This is a genomic window from Clostridium sp. Marseille-Q5894, from assembly GCF_946902305.1.
In the GTDB taxonomy this organism is placed as follows: domain Bacteria; phylum Bacillota_I; class Bacilli_A; order Erysipelotrichales; family Coprobacillaceae; genus Thomasclavelia.
Genome location: NZ_CAMPPT010000001.1, coordinates 124470 through 145874 on the forward strand (window position 1 = coordinate 124470; position 21405 = coordinate 145874).

Sequence of the window (21405 nt, forward strand, 5' to 3'; positions counted from 1 at the left end):
TCAAAATAACATTGCCATAAAGGTGATTTCTTAGATAGTTGAACCTGTTATCTTTTTTTGAAGTCCTTCTATGCCTTCGATGTTTTTATCTTGTTTTATTCCTTCACAACTTCCCCTTTCTTTATATTTTTTCTATTCATAATCATCTTTTATGCGATATGACCTGTTTCTACTCCCCATACAAAGCATGCCAATTCTCTGGCTATTGCTGTTACTGCTATATTTTTATTGACTCCTCTTAATATCATTTGATGATATTTCTTCTGTAATCTTAATACTGCCTTATCTGTATAATCAATGACCTTTACATCCTGCCCTAACTGTTTTGATTTCACTTTCTTTCCTTTTTTGCCTATTGTTCCTCTTACCAGTACCTGTGCACATTCAACCAATGTTGTTCTTACAAGTGAATTTCCTTGCTTTGTTATACTTAAACGTTTATTTTTCTCTCCGCTTGAATCCTCTCCAGGTGTTAGTCCACAAAAGGATGCAAAGGCTGGTGCTGTTGGAAATCTATTAAAATCTGATACTTCTACATGTAAGGTCATTGCTGCTGTTGTATCTATACCCTTAAAACAGCGCAATTCTCCTATCTTTTCTCTGTATGAGTCTTTTTGAGATAATTCTTCTAATTTATGTTGGAATCTCTCTATCTTTTCTGTTAATTCTTCTAACTGTGATAAATATTCATCCAATATCTCTTTATACATAGAATTGAGTTCTAGTCCTCTTAGCCATTTTATATGAGCAGGTATCCATCTGGATTTACCTCCATAACGATAACCTAATCTCAATACAAATGCATTGATATGTTGTTTGACTTTTTTTGATTCATCCTTAAAGTCATTCATCATACGTATATATTCCTTTATCTCAACGTCATGATCATGTGGAACGTAAACTGCTTTATATGAACCATTAGCTAGATTTGTTGCAATCATTTGTGCATCTCTTCTATCATTTTTGATGACCTTGTTCTTAGCAGAACGTTGCATTGTTGTTGGTGCCAGAATATTACATGCAATTCCTTTTTCTTTTAATTGCCAATATAGAGAATATCCTAAACACCCAGCCTCATAGCCAGCCAAAACATCAACATCTTCATTGATCTTCTTTTTTGCATTATTGATGAATTTTTCAATAAGCTTAATATCTGAACTTATTTTAGTTTCTCCTAAAATTTCTCCAGTTTTTCCATAAATCGCACATAAACTATATGAGTTTTTATGGACATCCATTCCAATATAGATTATACTTTTCATTGTGACCTCCTATTGTCGTTATGGTATCGACTTTCATAATTTTGTTTTTGTTAATCATATTATGAATCGTAATCCACGTTTTGGCAACTAGGAGGTCACTTCATATTATCTCGACAACATGATTTTAACATAGTTGTCGATATAAGGCGATATCTTATTTTTGATTTACTTTTTCTAATTCTTCGATAATTAAGTCTAATTTATTATGAAGGTCTTGGATAATGATTTCGGTTTTTAAATTAACTTTGTAATCATTTTCATTTCTTTGACGATCTTTTTGTTCCTGACGATTTTGTGCCATCATAATAATTGGTGCTTGAATAGCTGCTACACAAGAAAGAATCAGATTTAAAAGGATGAAAGGATAGGGATCGATACTGTTAGGTGTAAATAAATTAAACCACATCCATGCTATTAATAGAATTATAAAAATAATAATAAAACTCCAGCTGCCACCTAGATGAGCGATTTTATCTGCAAGTTTTTGGCCAAAAGTTTCCTTTTCTTGTTTATTGTTTGCAATAGGTTTTTCGAGAACCAGATGAATTATCTCTTCATCTTGCATATCATCGTGAACATTTTCGAGAATTTCTTTGATTATTTTATTATGAGTTAAATTTTTCATTGAATCACCCTATAATTAGTATTTACCATAAGTTTTATTTTAGACATATTTAAAATATAAATGAAATTTTTTGTAGCAATAAATATTTATTAATTTGTTGAATTTAATAATGTTGTTATGTACAATATTATAGATAAAAGAACGAAGGGAAGATAATGATGTTAAAAGAGTATTTTGGTAAGTTAAATTTTAATCATTTTCAATTCTTTTGTAGTTCTATTTTTTGTGATTAACATATCAATATTGATATGTTTTTTTTAAGAAATTTAAAAGGAGGACGATTATGCCAAAGAGAGAAGATATTAATAAAGTATTAGTAATTGGTTCAGGACCAATTATTATTGGTCAAGCTTGTGAATTTGATTATTCTGGAACTCAAGCTTGTAAAGCATTAAAAAGTTTAGGATATGAAATTGTTTTGGTGAATTCTAACCCTGCAACAATTATGACAGATCCAGAAACTGCTGATGTTACTTATATTGAACCGTTAAATTTAGCGAGATTGACACAAATTATTGAAAAAGAAAGACCTGATGCTCTTTTACCTAATTTAGGAGGACAATCGGCATTAAATTTATGTTCAGAATTAAATCAAGCAGGAATTTTAGAAAAGTATAATGTTCAGGTTTTAGGGGTTCAAGTTGATGCAATTGAACGTGGTGAAGATCGACTTGAATTTAAAAAAGCAATGAATGCTTTAAATATTGAAATGGCTCGAAGTGAAATCGCTAATACAGTTGAAGAAGCTTTAGATATCGCTGATAAATTAGGATATCCAGTAGTTGTACGTCCGGCTTATACGATGGGAGGAGCCGGAGGTGGACTTGTTTATAATGTTGAAGAATTAAAGACAGTCGTATCTCGTGGATTACAAGCAAGTTTAGTTAACCAATGTTTGATTGAAGAATCAATTTTAGGTTGGGAAGAATTAGAAGTTGAGGTTGTTCGCGATGCCAACAACAATATGATCACAGTTTGTTTTATTGAAAATATCGATCCATTAGGAGTACATACTGGTGATTCCTTCTGTAGTGCACCAATGTTGACAATAAGTCAGGAAGTACAAGATCGTTTAAAAGATCAGGCCTTTAGAATCGTTGAATCAATTGGCGTTATTGGTGGAACAAATGTTCAGTTCGCTCATGATCCAGAAACTGATCGCATTGTTGTAATTGAAATAAATCCAAGAACTTCACGTTCATCTGCTTTGGCTTCAAAGGCTACAGGATTCCCAATTGCGTTAGTTTCAGCAATGTTAGCAGCTGGATTGACTTTGGAAGATATTCCATGTGGTAAGTATGGAACTTTGGATAAATACGTACCAGATGGTGAGTATGTAGTTATTAAATTCGCTCGCTGGGCATTTGAAAAATTCAAAGGTGCTGAGGATAAACTGGGAACACAAATGAAAGCTGTTGGCGAAGTTATGAGTATTGGTAAAACTTATAAAGAAGCATTCCAAAAAGCAATTCGTTCGCTTGAAATAGGTCGCTATGGTTTAGGGTATGCAAAGAATTTTAACGAATTATCAAAAGAGGAATTATTAAAGAAATTAACAATTCCTACAAGCGAAAGACAATTTATTATGTATGAAGCGTTAAGAAAAGGAGCAACAGTTGAAGAGTTGTTTGAATTGACGCAAATAAAACATTATTTCATTGAACAAATGAAAGAGCTAGTTGAAGAAGAAGAAAATATTATGACTTATAGAGGTAAAGAATTACCAGTCGATGTTTTGAAACAAGCAAAACAAAATGGTTTTTCTGATAAATATTTAAGTCAAATATTAGCTGTTGAAGAAGATGTGATTAGAAAACAAAGATTAGCTAATGGTATTGATCAAGCGTGGGAACCAGTTCATGTAAGTGGAACACCTGATAGTGCATACTATTATTCTACATATAATGCTCCAGATAAAAGTAATATTCATACTGATAAGAAAAAAATCATGATCTTAGGTGGTGGACCAAACAGAATTGGACAAGGGATTGAATTTGATTACTGTTGTGTTCATGCTGCTTTAGCATTAAAGAAATTAGGTTTTGAAACAATTATTGTAAATTGTAATCCAGAAACTGTTTCAACTGATTACGATACATCAGATAAATTATATTTTGAACCTTTAACATTAGAAGATGTATTAAGTATTTATGAAAAAGAAAAACCTGTTGGTGTAATTGCTCAGTTTGGTGGTCAAACACCATTAAACCTAGCTGCACAGTTAAAGAAAAATGGTGTTAATATTTTAGGTACTACACCTGAAACGATCGATATGGCTGAAGATCGTGACTTATTTAATGAAATGATGGAAAAACTAGAAATACCAATGCCAGAATCAGGAATGGCAGTAAATGTTGATGAAGCGCTAGAAATAGCTCAAAGAATAGGCTATCCATTAATGGTAAGACCTTCATACGTATTAGGTGGTCGTGGTATGGAAGTTGTTTATGATGACGAATCATTAAAACAATATATGGCAGCAGCTGTTGGGGTAACTCCAGATCGTCCAATTTTGATTGATCGGTTCTTAAATAATGCAATGGAATGTGAAGCAGATGCAATTAGTGATGGTGAGAATGTTTTTGTTCCAGCGGTTATGGAACATATTGAATTAGCTGGAATTCATTCAGGAGATTCAGCATGTATTTTACCATCAAAACATATTCCGATCCGTCATCTAGAGACAATTAAAGAGTATACTAAGAAGATTGCTAGAGAAATGAATGTACGTGGTCTGATGAATATGCAATATGCAATCGCTGATAATAAAGTTTATGTATTAGAAGCCAATCCTCGTGCTTCTCGAACAGTACCTTTAGTATCAAAAGTATGTAATATTAACATGGTTAAACTAGCTACTGATATCGTTACTAGTGATTTAACGGGACGTCCTTCACCAGTAACGTCATTGACAGAAAAGAAAATTCCACATATTGGTGTAAAACAAGCAGTTTTCCCATTTAATATGTTCCCAGAAGTTGATCCGATTCTAGGACCAGAAATGCGTTCAACTGGCGAGGTCTTAGGACTTGCTAGTTCATATGGAGCAGCTTTATATAAGGCTGAAGAAGCAACAAAATCTATTTTACCAACAGAAGGAAAAGTTTTGATTAGTGTTAGTGATTTAGATAAACCTGAAGTTGTTGAATTGGCGCAAGGATATTATGATGCTGGTTTTACAATTGTTGCAACAGGTAAGACGTATGAATTGATTACAGAAAATGGTATTCCGGCTGAAAAAATCAAAAAAATTCATGAAGGTCGCCCAAATATTGCAGATGCTTTAACAAATGGTGAATTGGCAATGGTTATCAATACTCCTGATGGAAAACAAAGTGTTCATGATGATAGTTATATCAGAAAGTCAGCAATTAAGATGAAGATTCCATATATGACTAATATTGCAGCTGCCAAAGCTTCATTGGAAGGAATTATGGAAATGAAGATTCATGGTAGTCATGAAGTAAAATCTTTACAAGAATATCATGCGGCAATTAAATAATATTTTATAAAATGTAGTCATTAATTTGACTGCATTTTTATTATTTTGATAATCTGGATAAATTTATTATTAAAAACTGCATTTATCAAATGATATAATTTTGTGTATAATATTATTGTTGATTAAGCTAAAGGAAGCTGGTGAAAAGTAAAGTTATTATAAATTTATATTTAATATCACAAATTAATGAATTAAAATTTGGTATATTATAAAGCTAATGCTGTTATATGGGGGTATATATGAAAATTATAAAAATTATAATCATTTGTTCAATGCTATTAGGTCTAACTGCATGTAATAAAAGTGATGATTCAGATATATCAACTTCAAAAGAAGCTGTTACTGAAAATGAAGAAGAAATCACAGAATATGAAAGAGATACAACAGCTGGAGAGATTAAATATATAACGCTTGAAGAGATGGAAGCGATGATTGAGAAAAAAGAATCTTTTCCGGTTATTCTTTCAACTACTTACTGTTTATATTGTCGAGACTTTCATTCAGTATTTGATGAATATATAAAGACGCATCATGTCGTTATGTATGAGGTTGTTCTTGATAATGAAAATCGCAGTGAACAAGAAAACTTAGCAATTATAAAAAAATATTTTCCTGAATTTTCAACTACACCAGGTGTGTTTTATGTAGAAAAAGGGAAAGAAAAAAATTATCTTAATTTATCATCAACAGGGATGAATGAAGAGGTAATTGATAATTGGGTTCAAACATATAAATTAGATAAGAAAAAATAAACGGTTAAATGACCGTTTTTTTAAACGATTATTTAAGAAAATAATCTTATTTTAATATTTTTAAAATATTGTTATGATAAATTATATACGCGATAATAAAAAAATATAAAAATATCTTGAATAATCCCTTCTTTTCTACTATACTATACAAGAAAAGAAAGGAATGAGGCTGATGGTAGTATTTAAGGAAAGTAAAAAAGTGAATCAAAAAGCCTTATTTTCATATTTTTGTTGTTGTTAGACATATCATTTCTGTTGATATGTTTTTTTATAGTAATAAAGGAGGATAACTATGAAGGCATACTTAATATTAGAAGACGGTAATGTGTTTGAAGGCAGAAGTATTGGAGCAATAAAAGAAGTTGTGAGTGAATTTGTTTTTAATACTTCAATGACTGGATATTTAGAAGTATTGACAGATCCTTCTTATGCTGGGCAATCTGTCGTAATGACATATCCTTTAATTGGAAATTATGGTGTTTGTTTAGATGATCAAGAATCATATAAACCGCATGTTGAAGGATTTGTTGTTAATGAACTTGCAAGGTTAGGAAGTAACTTTAGAAAAAATATTGAACTTGAAGATTATTTAAAACAACATGATATACCAGGGATTCAGGGAATTGATACGCGTAATTTAACTAAGATCATTCGTAGTAAAGGTTGTATGAATGGAATGATTACAACTAATAAATACGATGATTTGACAGAAGTAATCAAAAAAATTCATGATTTCAAAGTAACTGGTGTAGTTGAAAAAACAACTTGTAAAGAAAGTTATATACTTGGTGATGGGATAAAGAAAGTTGCTTTGTTGGATTATGGAGCAAAAGCAAATATAGCTAAAAGTTTAGTTAGACATGGCTGTCAGGTAACGGTATATCCTGCTAGTACTACTGCTGATGAAATTTTAGCTAACGACTATGATGGAATTATGTTGTCGAATGGTGCTGGAGACCCATCAGAAAATGTCCAGATTATTGAAGAAATCAAAACTTTGGTAAAAAGTGGAAAACCAATTTTTGCAATATGTTTAGGACATCAGCTTATGGCTTTAGCACATGGTTTTAAAACAGAAAAAATGAAATATGGACATCATGGTGCTAACCATCCGGTCAAAGATTTAAAAACAGGGCGAGTATATATCTCAACCCAAAATCATAATTATGTAATTAAAACTGATTCGATTGACGAAACTGTAGCAAGACCATGGTTTATCAACGTTAATGATAAAACGATCGAAGGCTTAGAATATTTAAATGAAAATATTAAAACAGTACAATTTCATCCTGAAGCATGTGCTGGGCCTTTAGATACAGATGCATTATTTGAAGAGTTTATAAAGATGATGGAGGTAAAATAAGATGCCAAAAGATAGTAGAATAAAAAAAGTATTAGTTATTGGTTCAGGCCCAATCATTATTGGTCAAGCAGCAGAATTCGATTATGCGGGAACACAAGCTTGTCGTGCTTTAAAAGAAGAAGGGGTCGAAGTAGTTTTAATTAATTCTAACCCAGCAACGATTATGACTGATAAAGATATTGCAGATAAAGTTTATATTGAACCATTAACTGTTCCTGTTGTTAAAAATTTAATTATTAAAGAACAGCCAGATAGTATTTTACCTACTTTGGGTGGTCAAAATGCTTTAAATATTGCAATGGCTCTAGCTGATGAAGGTTTTTTGGAAGAACATAATGTACGAACGATCGGAACTTCTACCGATACGATTAAATTGGCTGAAGACCGGTTAGAATTTAAAAATCTGATGGAACAAATCAATGAACCATGTGCAGCTTCAATCGTAGTTAATCACGTTGATGATGCAATTGAATTTGCCCAAAAGATCGGATATCCGGTAGTTGTAAGACCGGCTTATACTTTAGGAGGAACTGGTGGGGGAATTGCTCATGATGAACAAGAATTGCATGATATTTGTTCTAATGGGTTAAGACTTTCAAGAGTTAGTCAATGTTTAATTGAAAGATGTATTGCGGGCTGGAAAGAGATAGAATATGAAGTAATGCGTGATGGGGCTGGCAATTGTATTACAGTATGTAATATGGAAAATTTGGATCCAGTTGGTGTACATACTGGTGATAGTATAGTTGTAGCGCCAAGTCAGACTTTATCTGATAAGGAATATCAGATGTTAAGATCATCAGCCTTAAATATTATTACAGCTTTAAATATAAAAGGTGGTTGTAACGTTCAATACGCATTAAATCCTAATAGTTTTGAATATTGTGTTATTGAAGTAAATCCTAGGGTAAGTCGTTCTTCGGCTTTAGCTAGTAAAGCCACTGGTTATCCAATTGCTAAATTAGCGGCTAAAATTGCATTAGGATATAATCTTGATGAAATAATTAATGCTGTTACAGGTAAAACATATGCTTCTTATGAACCTACTTTAGATTATATTGTTTGTAAGATTCCTAAATGGCCTTTTGATAAATTCGTAGATGCTTCTAGAGAATTAGGGACTCAGATGAAAGCAACCGGAGAGGTTATGAGTATTTGCAATAATTTTGAAGGGGCGTTAATGAAGGCTTTACGTTCACTAGAACAAAATGTGTATTATTTGTATTTAAATGATCTTGAAGGTAAAGATCAAGAGTTTTTGCGGAAAAAATTGAAAGATGTTGATGATCAAAGAATTTTTGCAATTGCTGAAGCTTTACGTCAAGGAATTAGTGAGCAAGAAATTCATGATATTACAAAGATCGATGTATGGTTTATTGATAAAATCAAACATTTGATTGAAGTTGAAAATGAACTTAAGAATGATGAATTAACGGTTGAATTATTACAAAAAGCAAAACGTTTAGAATTTCCTAATTTAGTTATTAGTGAATTAACAAATAAATCGATAAATGAAATTAAAACAATGTGTAAAGAAAATGATATCACTGCAGTATATAAAGTAGTTGATACATGTGCGGCTGAATTTGATGCAACAACTCCGTATTATTATTCAGTATATGGGGGAGTAAATGAAGTTGATCCAGCTGATGATAAGAAAAAAATTATGGTACTTGGATCAGGTCCGATTAGAATCGGTCAAGGTATTGAATTTGATTACTGTTCTGTTCATTGTGTTTGGGCTTTAAAAGAAGCTGGATATGATACGATTATTGTTAATAATAATCCAGAAACTGTAAGTACAGATTTTGATATTGCAGATCGTTTGTATTTTGAACCTCTTACTCCTGAAGATGTTGAAAATATTGTTGATATTGAAAAACCAGATGGTGCAATAGTTCAGTTTGGTGGTCAGACTGCAATCAAATTAACTAAAGCTTTAATGGAAATGGGAGTTAAGATCTTAGGTACTTCAGCTGATGATGTAGATGCTGCTGAAGATCGTGAACGGTTTGATGAAATTCTTGAAAAATGTCATATTGATCGACCACGTGGATCAACAGTATTTACGATTGAAGAAGCATTGGAAGTTGCAAATAAATTGAAATATCCTGTTTTAGTAAGACCATCATATGTTTTGGGTGGAGCAGGAATGGAGATTTGTTTAAATGATGGTGATGTTAAAAAATTCATGAAAATTATTAATCGCCAATATCAAGAACATCCTATATTGATTGATAAGTATTTAGCTGGTAAAGAAGTAGAAGTCGATGCTATCTGTGATAAACATGGTATTTTAATTCCAGGAATCATGGAGCATGTAGAACGAGCAGGAGTACATTCAGGTGATAGTATTTCAGTTTATCCATCACAAAAAATCAAAGAGCACATAAAAGAAACTATTGTTGAATACACAAAACGACTAGCTAAAGCATTAAATGTAATCGGCTTGATTAATATTCAGTTTATTGTATATGAAGATCAAGTTTATGTAATTGAAGTAAATCCACGTTCTAGTCGTACGATTCCATATATTTCTAAAGTAACAGATATTCCGGTTGTTGATGTCGCTACACATGTAATTATGGGAAAATCAATCAAAGAACAGGGATATGAGTATGGTTTAGCGCCTGAAAAAGAAACTGTCGCGATTAAAATGCCGGTATTCTCGTTTGAAAAAATCAAAGGTGCTGAAATTAGTTTAGGACCAGAAATGAAATCAACAGGTGAAGTCTTAGGAATTTCTAAAGATTATGACGAGGCTATATATAAAGCATTTATTGGTACGGGTATTAATTTACCTAAGAAAAAGAATATCATTTGTACAATTAAAGATTCAGCAAAAGAAGAATTTTTACCAATAGCAAAACAATATTACATGTTTGGATATGATTTATATGCTACAGAAGGAACTTATAATTATTTAAAAGAACATGATGTACCAGTTAGTTTGGTAAATCGAATCAATGCTAAAAATAATACTTTATTTGATTTAATGCTGACTGATACCGTAGATTTGATCATTGATATTCCGACAAGAAATAATAATTTAAAAGATGGCTTTTTGATTAGACGGTTTGCAGTTGAAGCTGGAATTCCAATTTTTACTTCTTTAGATACAGCTCAAGCACTAATTACAAGTTTGGAAAAACGTCATAAAGGTGATACGTCATTAGTAGATATCACTAAATTGAAGTAGTCAGTTAAATTTAAATAAAAAGTATTTTAAAAACTGTATAATCATTAAATAAAAGACAGGTAGATCCTCAATATATAGGATTTACCTGTTTATTGTTAGCTAAAAGTATATAAATATTTTGATTTTAAATTCTATTAAATATGTTATTCATAAGATAAGGATGCAAGAAAAAATGATAGTTTGTATGTATTTTAAAGTAGATAATAAAAAAGACATCTTATTGATTATTACACAATCAATAAAGAGTCTTATATAATATTAAGAAGTTTTTAATATATTTATAAAATATTCATTATGTTCTATTGCCTTAAATACTAAAGCGCCAATGATCAAGACAATTAATTCACCGATCGCTACGTATAAAGCATTGATTAGATATGGAATTTGATAAGCATACCAAAGTTCACCGCCAATAATCAATCCTGTAATTATAGCACCTATAATAGCAGCTAAATATCTGTTTTTAATTACATACATAGTAATGCAGACAATAATTGTACTGATCGTTCCAAAAATTACATCTAGTAGTCCCATCGGTGAAAATAGATTAGCTATAATACATCCTATTATTAAGCCAGGAATGTATTTTTTATTATAAAATGCTAAAAAAACCATGATTTCCGATAATCTAAACTGAATTTCAGAATAGGCAATAGGTGAGATTGCTAAAGTGAGGGCAGCATAAACACTTGCAATCATTGCATTGACTACAATCAGTTTTACTGAAATACTTCTGTTCATTATTTAATTCCTTTCATTGAATTATTTTCACTTATATGTCACCTCATTGAAAACAAAGTTATTATATATGATTTTTATTAAAATAACTATAACTTTTGTTAATTATATTTTATTTGCTTTAAAATTTATTTAGAGTTAATTTAAAATAAAAAGTTATATAAATAATATTTTGTAGGTATTAAATGAGATCAATTATAATATATATGTTGTGTAATTACAGGTTTAGCCGGTGTTTTAATGAAATTAACAAAAACAATTTGTTATAATCAATAAAAAAGAAAAAAATTTAAAAAAATTATAATTTTATTATCAATTATCACAAAAAAATATTATAATTATAAATGAGGTTCTTAATATACACTTATTTACTGATATATAAAGTTTAAATTAGTTTTTTGAATTTGCTTGTATAAAGTGTTAAATATTTAATGTTTTTTGCACTTTTTGGGATTGTACAAGTAGAAATACTTAAAAAGATAAAAACATAAATAAAAAGTACAAAGACTAGTTTGATAGATATTGGTAAAATATATGGTGTAAGATTAAAGGGCTTACAATTAGGTCAAGCGAAGGGAGGAATTTATATGCCTAATATAGTTCTAACAAGAATCGATGAACGTTTGATTCATGGACAAGTAGCTACTCAATGGTCTGGAAGTGTTGGGGCAAATTTATTATTAGTTGCCAATGATAAAGTTGCTGAAGACACATTTAGACAAGGGTTAATGGACATGGCTGCTCCAAGTTATGCACAAACACGTTATTGGACAGTTGAAAAAACAATTAATACGATTCATAAGGCAGCTGATCGACAAATGATTTTCATCATTTGTGATAACCCTCATGATGTTTTACGATTAGTTGAAGGCGGAGTACCAATTAAAAAAGTAAATATTGGTAACATGCATATGGCTGATGGAAAACGTCAAGTAGCTACATCTGTTGCAGTAAATGATGCTGATGTAGCAGCCTTTAAAAAGTTGATGGATTTAGGGGTTGAATTGGAAATTAAACGTGTTCCAGATACACCTGCTGAAAACATTGACAAATTATTTAAATAGGAAAAGGAATCTGTATAACAGATAATTGAAAGGAGAACGAACATGGATGTAAACATTATCCAAGCATTATTGGTTTTTATCGTTGCATTTATCATGGGTATTGACCAATTCAGTTTCTTGGAATCATTGTATCAACCAATAGTAACATGCCCTATTATTGGAGCAATCTTAGGAGATTTCCAATTAGGTGTTGTTGTTGGTGGTGCGTATCAATTAATTCAGATTGGTAGTATGCCAATCGGTGGGGCACAACCACCAAATGCAATTTTAGGTGGAATTATGGCAACAGTTTTTGCAGTTTCTTTGGGAATGGAAGCAACTGCTGATGGTGTAGGAGCTGCAATGGGATTAGCTATTCCATTTGCGGTATTCGGACAATACGCTGTAACTTTAACATTTACAATTATGTCAGGTATGATGGCTAAAGCTGATGAATGTGCAGCTAATGCAGATGTAAAAGGTATCCGTAATATTAACTTTATTGAAATGGGAATCTTAGGGGCATTGTTTGGTATTTTAGCTGTAGCTGGTTTATATGGTGGACAAGCTTTAGGAACAACTTTGAAAGAATTATCATTTGAATATTCATGGGTAATGGCTGGTTTAGATGCAGCTGGTGGAGCCATGAAATTCGTAGGATTTGCCATCTTAATGAAAGTTATGATGTCAGGAGAAATGTGGGGATTCCTACTTGCAGGTTTTGCTATGGCAGTAATCTGTAGTGCAATTCCATCTGTTTCAGGTGCAACATTGTTATTATGTGCATTTGTAGGTGTCGCAGTTGCAATTTATGACTTCTTAATTCATACAAAAATTAAAAATAATGTAGGAACAAATACAGGAGGTGAGTCTGATGGCATATAATATTCCTGAAAGATATCAAGATTTAACGCCAGCTCCAAAGTTGGATAAAAAGACTTTAAATAAAATGGTTTGGATGTCATGTTTCTTACAAGCATCATTCAACTATGAAAGAATGCAAGCTGCTGGTTGGTTATGGGGTATTTTACCAGGTCTTCAAAAAATCCATACAAATAAAGAAGACTTAAAAGCTTCTATGGCTCACAACTTGGATTTCTTAAATACTCACCCATTCTTAGTAACATTCGTTATGGGTATCGTTTTATCATTGGAACAAAATAAAGCTGAAACAAGCACTATTCGTTCTGTACGTATTTCTGCAGCTGGACCATTAGGTGGTATCGGTGATGCATTATTCTGGTTAACTTTAGTACCAATCGTTGCTGGTTTAACAGCAAACATTGCTATGGATGGTTCTATTCTTGGAGCAATCTTATTCTTAGTTGTTTTCAATGCTGTTCAATTTGTAATTCGTTGGTGGTTAATGCACTGGTCTTATGGATTAGGAACAAAAGCAGTTACTATGCTTACTTCTAATGCAAAAGAATTTACTCGTGCAGCTAGTATTTTAGGTATTTTCGTAGTAGGTGGATTAATTGCTACTTATGGTTCAACTACTGTACGTTTATATGTAGGAGATCCTGCAATCAATATTCAAGGATTATTAGATGGTGTTTTACCAAAATTATTACCATTATTAATTACTTTAGGAATCTATGTTTTAATTAAAAGAGGATGGACTCCTGTAAAATGTATCTTATTAATTCTTGTTGTTGGTATCGTTGGATGTGCATTCGGTATCTTCTCTGGTGATTCTAAAGCTATGGATGCTGATGGTAATACTATCCCAGGTGGATATACTCCACTTGTAGAATGGTATGAATATCCTACTGAAAGTGAATAATTAGATATTTAATATCAAAAATTAAGGGGTATGGTCAAATTGATCGTGCCCTTTGTTTTTATAATAAAGAGGAGTGAACTATTGATATGAATTCAATTACAATGGCGGTTATTTTTATATTATTCCTTGGCTTTTTTGCTTTTCAAATAGTAAAGAAATTTTTACTTAATAGTCTTGATAGTTCAATTAGAAAGAAAGATTATCAGCTCACTGAAAAGTTGTCTGATATGTCAATATCAAGAAGATTTTTAAAAGATTACACTTGTGACTTATATAAAATCAAAGCTTATTATTTAGATAAAAACGTTGAAAAATTTGATAAAATGTTGGAATATATCATTAAAACGGATTATAATAATCCAGAAGATAAAAAAGCTTTTTTGGAATTGTATTATCATACTTTTATACTTAAGGAAAATAAGAAATATGCTGATATTTTACTAAAAGAAATTAGTAAATCTGAAGATAAAAATTTTGTTAAATATAATCAGCAGGCATATGAAGTTATGATTAATAAGCGTAATGATTTAGCAGAAGAAATGGATAAACAAATCGATTCAAAAAAGTTTTATGGTTTTTCTTTAGGTGTGATTTTATATATGATTGCTATTCAGTATGAAAGGTTAGAAGATAGTAAACGTGCTATTACATATTTTAAAAATGCAATAGTTTGTTTCAACCCAAGGGAAAAGTATAGTATATCTGCTAAAAAACATATTGAGCAATTAGAAGCTAATAAGTAATAGTTTATTCTTTTTGGGAGGTTAAGATGAAATATAAAGCGGTAATTTTTGATTTTAATGGAACGTTATTTTATGATACACCATTTCATAATATTGCTTGGCAGAGAGTAACAAAAGAGATAACTGGTAGAGATTTGGATGATGAATTAAGAGTTAAGATGCACGGAAAAAATAATAAGGAAATTTTGTATTGTATCAAAGAAGATATGAATGAAAAAGATAATGAATATTATTCTAAATATAAAGAAGAAGTGTATCGAAATATTTGCTTAGAACATCCAGATAAACTGCATTTAATAAAAGGAGCGGTTGAATGCTTTGATTATTTAAAAAAACAAGGGATTCCTTTTACTATTGCTAGTGCATCAATTAAGGAAAATATTGATTTTTTTGTTAAAACATTTGAATTAGATAAATGGTTTGATGTTAATAAAATTATATACGATGATGGTAAGCATACTAATAAGATTAGTATGTTTAAAGATGCTGCTAAGTTATTAAATGTTGAAATAGATGATTGTGTTATTTTTGAAGATAGTAAAACTGGAATAGGATATGCGAAAGAAATTGGTACAGGATTAGTTGTAGGAATCGGTGATGATTTTACTACCTTAAAAGAATATGGTGCTGATTTTTGTATAAATGATTATACAGAATTTAATTGTGATAAATATTTTTAAAGACGTAATCATTCAAAATAAAAACGAGGTTAGGTACCTCGTTTTTTAAGTTATAATTAGTACGATTTATCTATTTGTATTTGCTTTCAATATTTTGAATACTATATCTAGAAGCTTTTACAATAACATCTTTACTAATTTCTACATCAATAGTTTCATCGTTATAAATTTTTACAACCCGTCCATACAGACCACCTGCAAAAAGGATTCTGTTTCCAACTCTTAATGTAGTGTGGACTTCACCAATTTCTTTGCGGCGTTTTTTCATATTGCGTGCAGAAATTACCATCATGATAATTCCACATATTGCAAGTAAAACACCAACAGTTATGCAAGTCCATAAAATAACTTCCCAATTCATTCTTTAAATTCCATCCTCATCATTAGTATCTTCTTTATGGGCAGAGAAAGCAAAGCGAACAATACTATCTTTACCTGTAGAGATAGCCATGTTAGTTAATGCATCTAATGAATCAACAAATTCTTTAGCCATAGATAATTCGATTACCATTGGTAAGTTTGCTCCACCAATAACTTCCATAGGTTTATCTTTTTGTACAGAAAGTTCTACAGATGTTTTAAATGGTGATCCACCAGTTAAATCACATAGAAATAAGATACCGTCAACGTTAGATAATGAATCGATTGCTGAAGTTAATTTAGTGCTTAAATCATCAACACTGTCTTTTTCTTCAAAATCAACAAAACACATATTTTCTTTTTCACCAGCGATCAATCTTAATGAAGAACGTAATCCACTAGCAAAATTTCCGTGACCAGTTACAATTAATCCTAACATTTTTCTATTCTCCTTTGTTATATGGATATAATATTACACCTTTAACAACACGATTTACTTCTCCAGTTGGACAAGGGTTATCAGGTGTTTTACCCATAGATAATGATTTCAATACAGCTACTGTTTGAGCTAATACAATGTAATCAAAACCAAGTAATATATTATCATATTTACCGTCAATGTCAAATTCAACAACATAATCAACTAATTCTTTAATTTCATCACATTTTCCATTCATTACAGCAACGATCTTGTTACCTTTTCTTTGACCACTCATTTCTTTGATCAAATCAACTTCATATTGACGAGAATATTCATTATCACTAATATAAACAACTGTTAAAGTGTCATCATCAACAATTGATTTAGGACCATGTCTGAATCCCAATGGAGTATCAAACATTGTCACAACTTCACCAGCAGTTAATTCTAACATTTTTAATGCAGATTCTTGTGCAATTCCTTTTAAAGCATTGCTTCCTAAATAAACAATACGTTTGAAATCATAACTATCAACAATTTCTTTAGCTACAGAATATTGATTATCTAAAAAGTTTTGTCCAGCTGCAGCAATTTTTTCTACTTCAGCAATAGTTTCATCAAGATTATCTAAATTAAAGCATAAATATGTTGCTAAATACATATTAGAGAAACTTGAAGTCATAGCAAATGATTGGTCATGAGTTTCATCAGTTAAATTAATAGCAAAGCAATGATCATTATCAGCAGCTCTTTTTGATAAAGCGCCATCTTTATTACATGTTACAAATAAATGATATAAGTTTTCACATACTTCTTCAGCTACATCGATTGCACCAACTGATTCTGGTGAATTTCCTGATCTACCAAAACTTATTAATAATGTTGGTTTAGTTCTTGATAGGTAGTTTTCAGGTGTAGCTACTAAATCAGTAGTCCCATATGATTTAGCTTTATAATTTAATTTTTTGTTTAAATATGAAAATAATGTATTTCCTACGAATTCGCTAGTTCCCGCTCCAGTTAAAATAACATCAAAATCATCTTTTGTGATTACTTGGTTAATAAATGCTTTTAATTCATCTTTCAATGATGCAACTTGTTGACAAGTTTTTTTCCAAGTAACAGGTTGTTGATAAATTTCAGTTAAAGTATAAGTACTTTTTGTTTCACTCATTTGAGTGTCATTAATCCCGAAAATAGTCTTTGTCATTTTTCTTCTCCTTTTCTTTTTATTTTATCTACAATTCACATTATAACAATGAAATTTAAATAAACAATAGCTAAACTAAAAGTGATAATTAGTTTGTTGAAAATTACAAAATTAATATGTCTAAAATTATAAAATTTTTAGTTTTTTTATAGTTATATAATATATAAACTTATAAAATTTAATGCAGTAATATACTTTTATTAAATTTTTAGTGAATCGTATTGCTGATGGTTATTAAAATATGAAAATGAATTTTGTTTATATGATCTTTTTCATTTAAAAATCAATATAATTGGATGATTTGAAAATATAAAAATTTAAATTTTTAATAAAATTATGAAAATAATAAAAGTTGTTAATAATTAAAATAGTAACTATTTAAATTAAAAAGTATAAATATTGAAATTAATAAAGTGTTATAATATAGTTATAGTATGTACTTGAAGTATCGATTTTAAATAACAAATAGGAGGATATAAAAATGATTATTCAAAGTAAGAAGATTTGGTTAGCAGATCAGTTTGTTTCAGGACAGATTGAAGTGGTAGATGGAAAAATTGTCGGAATCTATGACTACAATGAAAAAGAGGTAGATAGAGATTATGGAAGTAACTGGGTATTACCTGGATTTATTGATATTCACTGTCATGGAGCATATGGATTCGATACTAATGATGCAAAAGAAGATGGATTAAGATATTGGCTTAAAAATATTGTTAACGAAGGAGTAACAGCTTTACTACCTACAACTATTACACAAAGTGAAGAAGTTTTAACAAATGCAGTTGCTAATGTAGCTAAAGTGGTTGAAGATGGTTATGAAGGCGCTGAGGTTTTAGGAATTCATTTTGAAGGTCCATATCTTGATATGGTATATAAAGGAGCACAACCAGAGCAATATATTGTAAAACCTACAATTGAACAATTTAAGAGATATCAAGAAGCAGCACATGGGTTGATTAAATATATTACAATGGCTACAGAAACTGATGATGACTTTGCTCTTACTAGATATTGTGTAGAAAATGGGGTTGTTGTAAGTGTAGGACATTCAGCAGCCACTTATGAACAAGCTGTTAGAGCTTATGCCTATGGAGCACGTTCAATGACACATGTTTACAATGGAATGACACCTTTTAATCATCGCGCTAATGGTTTAGTAGGTGGAGCATATAGAATTAGAAATATGTATGGTGAAATTATTTGTGATGGAAATCACTCTACATTAAATGCATTAAATAATTATTTTACATCTAAAGGACCAAATTATAGTATTATGGTATCAGATGCTTTAATGGCTAAAGGATCTCCAGCAGGATCAAAATTCATTTTTGGTGGAAACGAGATTGAAATCTATGAAGATGGTAGTGCTCATTTAACTAGTACAGGTGGTTTAGCAGGATCTACTTTAAAATTAAATCAAGGATTAAAAATTCTTATCGAAGATGCATTGGTACCTGTAAATACAGCTATTAATTCTTGTACAATCAATCCTGCTAGATGTTTGCATATAGATGATCATAAAGGAGCAATTGGAGTAGGTTATGATGGAGATCTAGTTGTTTTAGATAAAGATTATGAGGTAATTCAGACATATTGTAAGGGGAAGGAAATGATTGATGGCACAAAATAAAAATAACAACAAAGGAAATATTTCAGGAAGAAATATTTATTTGGACCGACATGGACAAACAGTATATTATGATTGGCTAACAAAAAATGGATATTTAATTGATAAAAAGGTTGAAGGTAAGTTTTATGTTTACAAAAATCGGTTAGTCCTAGTTTTAATAATAATAATATTATTTAGTGAATATTTCCCTAGTTGGGTGCATGCAGTTATAGCAGGAATAGCGATTTATTTAATGGCAGAACTATTATTTAGATTTAGGTTTTTGCCAAGTTTGAGACAAACAAGTAAATTTAATCGAGAAAATCGTCAAACTTTATTAAGAACGATCATTGATTCTAAAGAACCAAGAAAAGCAATTTTAAGAGCAGTGCTGTATTTAGCTTTTGCTGTGTTGATAGTAGTAAATGCCTGGATGATGGAAGCTAGTATTGCAGTATTGGTTGTTAGTGCACTTTTGAGCGTAATGGCGTGTTATTGTGTAATCATAAATTTAATTGCGTTAACTAAAATGAAATAGTTATAAAAAAAGGAAGTTTTAAGATTATTGAATGTTATCAGTAAAATTAATTCTTCCTTTTATAATTATTTATTTAAAATAAAAGAGCTGAGCAATCATTATTGCTACAGCTTTTTTGAGAGAGAAAAATATATAGACTATTATAAATTATTATTGATAAATTTGTTAATTGTTATAAGGAATGAGTTTTATTATAATAGTTCACTTTGGTTAGTTGCATATAAATATTCATCGATAGTATTGATGATACGATCGATAATTAATGCTTCAGGATTATTCTCAAGTAATCCTTCACGCACTTTTGTATATTGAATTGGCATAAATTGGCTTAAAAGATTTAATGGAATTCCATAAGTATTCAAATTACTGATCAATGTGTTGATCGCATCATTTACATCTGGCAGAGGCATGTAATAACGACAACGATCTGAGAAAGAATATTTACGTTTTAAACGAATTTCTAACTCTGTACCTTGATAATGTTTTTTCCAGTATTTATCATCGCTTAACATTGCTTTATCTAAAACTTCTATTAAATCGCTTGTTTTTACATCTGTACCATATAAAAGTTCTTTTTCAATATGAGCTAATGCAAATAAAGCTTCGCGCATAGCAAATGTTAAACCAGGTCCTACTTTCAAGATACCAACACCATCTTCAACTAATTCTTTTAACTTAATTTTTGTTTGATAATCAGTAGAATGACCTTCAAAAATTAAATTAGGATAATCTTTGATCGAAGCCATTAATTCTTTAGCTTTTTCACGATCATATTCAGTACATCCAGAATCTTTTTCTTCAACACCAGGCTGTACTACAACTGCAATAACATTATCCCAGGCATCTTGTAAATCATTATCTAAAAATGCTTTTTCAAATGTTGCAACAGTAGCTTTAAAATCTTCTACTTTTGTTACTGCAACACCATTATCTTCGCTACCAACAGCTCCACCAGGAATTGGTACTTCACTACCAACGATATAGATAGGAGCAATTGCTTCAGGATCTTCTTCTAATAGTTTAGCATAAGTATCTTGAGCTACTTTAGCTAAATAAGCACCACGTCTAGCGATAGTTTCATCACTTAAACGAGTATCTGGATCATCATCATTAACTTTCATACTTGTATCGATGTGAATTTTAGTAAATCCTGCGCCTACATAATGTTTAATCAATTCAGTTGCATTTTTCATTGCTTCATCTTCATTAAGATCAGTCCATGTAAGAGGTCCCAAATGATCTCCACCAAGGAATAATTTATGTTTGTCAAAACCTACTTCTTCAGCAATCTTTAAAACAAAATTTTTAAAGTCTAATGGTGTCATACCTGTGTATCCACCATTTTGATCACATTGATTAGCAGTGCTTTCAATTAATACACATGAATTATCTTGTTTACCACGTTTTAAAGTAGCTTCAATTACATATTTATTAGCACTACATGCTGAGTAAATTCCAACAGCTTTGCCTTCTTTTTGAAGAGTTACAAGTTTTTTTAATGGATTATTATTCATAGTTTTATCTCCTTTCGTCATTATAATAACAATTATCGTTTAAATAGTATTTATAAT

At 30.5% G+C, this 21405-nt stretch carries 18 protein-coding genes; 11 read left to right on the plus strand and 7 right to left on the minus strand.

The window, feature by feature from the left end:
* Positions 1–149 precede the first annotated feature (149 nt).
* Together OC535_RS00535 and OC535_RS00540 are read right to left on the minus strand one after the other, a co-directional pair.
* Complete coding sequence (locus OC535_RS00535) at positions 150–1262, minus strand: IS110 family RNA-guided transposase (RefSeq protein WP_498822902.1); 1113 nt, start codon at positions 1260–1262, stop codon at positions 150–152.
* 154 nt (positions 1263–1416) lie between these two features.
* Positions 1417–1887, minus strand: coding sequence for a DUF1003 domain-containing protein (locus OC535_RS00540; protein ID WP_227052727.1), 471 nt, complete (start codon positions 1885–1887; stop codon positions 1417–1419).
* A 283-nt stretch (positions 1888–2170) separates the two neighbouring features.
* Between OC535_RS00540 and carB (OC535_RS00545) the strand changes: the two genes are divergently transcribed.
* The 4 genes from carB (OC535_RS00545) (at position 2171) to carB (OC535_RS00560) (ending at position 10703) form a co-directional block, all read left to right on the plus strand.
* Entirely contained in the window at positions 2171–5389 is a 3219-nt protein-coding gene (gene carB / locus OC535_RS00545; protein WP_227052726.1) for a carbamoyl-phosphate synthase large subunit, read from the plus strand.
* Positions 5390–5628: 239 nt separating this feature from the next.
* Entirely contained in the window at positions 5629–6141 is a 513-nt protein-coding gene (locus OC535_RS00550) for a DUF6568 family protein (protein ID WP_024721923.1), read from the plus strand.
* A 292-nt stretch (positions 6142–6433) separates the two neighbouring features.
* Complete coding sequence (locus OC535_RS00555; RefSeq protein ID WP_498822903.1) at positions 6434–7504, plus strand: carbamoyl phosphate synthase small subunit; 1071 nt, start codon at positions 6434–6436, stop codon at positions 7502–7504.
* Position 7505: 1 nt separating this feature from the next.
* Entirely contained in the window at positions 7506–10703 is a 3198-nt protein-coding gene (gene carB, locus OC535_RS00560) for a carbamoyl-phosphate synthase large subunit (RefSeq protein ID WP_227052725.1), read from the plus strand.
* A 258-nt stretch (positions 10704–10961) separates the two neighbouring features.
* On the opposite strand, the gene OC535_RS00565 is transcribed toward carB (OC535_RS00560), so the two are convergent.
* Positions 10962–11444, minus strand: coding sequence for a QueT transporter family protein (locus tag OC535_RS00565; protein ID WP_024721926.1), 483 nt, complete (start codon positions 11442–11444; stop codon positions 10962–10964).
* A gap of 584 nt (positions 11445–12028) precedes the next feature.
* Here OC535_RS00565 and agaV point away from each other — a divergent pair.
* The 5 genes from agaV (at position 12029) to OC535_RS00590 (ending at position 15693) form a co-directional block, all read left to right on the plus strand.
* Complete coding sequence (gene agaV, locus OC535_RS00570) at positions 12029–12505, plus strand: PTS N-acetylgalactosamine transporter subunit IIB (RefSeq protein ID WP_024721928.1); 477 nt, start codon at positions 12029–12031, stop codon at positions 12503–12505.
* 42 nt (positions 12506–12547) lie between these two features.
* A complete protein-coding gene (locus OC535_RS00575) occupies positions 12548–13369 on the plus strand; it encodes a PTS mannose/fructose/sorbose/N-acetylgalactosamine transporter subunit IIC (RefSeq protein WP_227052724.1) in 822 nt (273 codons plus the stop codon).
* Positions 13359–14270 carry a PTS system mannose/fructose/sorbose family transporter subunit IID gene (locus OC535_RS00580; protein ID WP_498822904.1) on the plus strand — a complete coding sequence of 304 codons (912 nt, stop codon included), beginning with the start codon at positions 13359–13361 and terminating at the stop codon, positions 14268–14270. Before OC535_RS00575 ends, OC535_RS00580 begins: the two co-directional genes overlap by 11 nt.
* Before the next feature lie 86 nt (positions 14271–14356).
* Positions 14357–15013, plus strand: a complete 657-nt coding sequence (locus OC535_RS00585) for a hypothetical protein (RefSeq protein WP_227052722.1) — start codon at positions 14357–14359, stop codon at positions 15011–15013.
* Positions 15014–15039: 26 nt separating this feature from the next.
* Positions 15040–15693 (plus strand): HAD family hydrolase, encoded by a 654-nt coding sequence (locus tag OC535_RS00590; protein WP_498822905.1) that lies wholly within the window; start codon positions 15040–15042, stop codon positions 15691–15693.
* A gap of 70 nt (positions 15694–15763) precedes the next feature.
* Here OC535_RS00590 and yajC read toward each other — a convergent pair whose 3' ends face one another.
* From yajC to OC535_RS00605, 3 genes are read right to left on the minus strand one after another with little or no spacing between them, the layout of a single operon-like run.
* A complete protein-coding gene (yajC, locus tag OC535_RS00595) occupies positions 15764–16054 on the minus strand; it encodes a preprotein translocase subunit YajC (RefSeq protein WP_227052720.1) in 291 nt (96 codons plus the stop codon).
* 3 nt (positions 16055–16057) lie between these two features.
* A complete protein-coding gene (gene agaF, locus OC535_RS00600) occupies positions 16058–16492 on the minus strand; it encodes a PTS galactosamine/N-acetylgalactosamine transporter subunit IIA (protein ID WP_027088668.1) in 435 nt (144 codons plus the stop codon).
* A gap of 4 nt (positions 16493–16496) precedes the next feature.
* Complete coding sequence (locus tag OC535_RS00605) at positions 16497–17684, minus strand: SIS domain-containing protein (RefSeq protein ID WP_498822906.1); 1188 nt, start codon at positions 17682–17684, stop codon at positions 16497–16499.
* A gap of 481 nt (positions 17685–18165) precedes the next feature.
* Here OC535_RS00605 and nagA point away from each other — a divergent pair, with 481 nt between their 5' ends.
* Both nagA and OC535_RS00615 read left to right on the plus strand, forming a co-directional pair.
* On the plus strand, positions 18166–19317 hold the full coding sequence (nagA, locus tag OC535_RS00610) for an N-acetylglucosamine-6-phosphate deacetylase (RefSeq protein WP_498822907.1): 1152 nt from the start codon (positions 18166–18168) through the stop codon (positions 19315–19317).
* Positions 19304–19834 carry a hypothetical protein gene (locus OC535_RS00615; RefSeq protein ID WP_227052717.1) on the plus strand — a complete coding sequence of 177 codons (531 nt, stop codon included), beginning with the start codon at positions 19304–19306 and terminating at the stop codon, positions 19832–19834. The genes nagA and OC535_RS00615 overlap by 14 nt, the downstream gene beginning before the upstream one ends.
* Before the next feature lie 191 nt (positions 19835–20025).
* Here OC535_RS00615 and OC535_RS00620 read toward each other — a convergent pair whose 3' ends face one another.
* The gene (locus tag OC535_RS00620; RefSeq protein WP_227052716.1) at positions 20026–21348 is read right to left on the minus strand and encodes a class II D-tagatose-bisphosphate aldolase, non-catalytic subunit; all 1323 of its coding nucleotides are present in this window, start codon (positions 21346–21348) and stop codon (positions 20026–20028) included.
* Between the last annotated feature and the right edge of the window lie 57 nt (positions 21349–21405).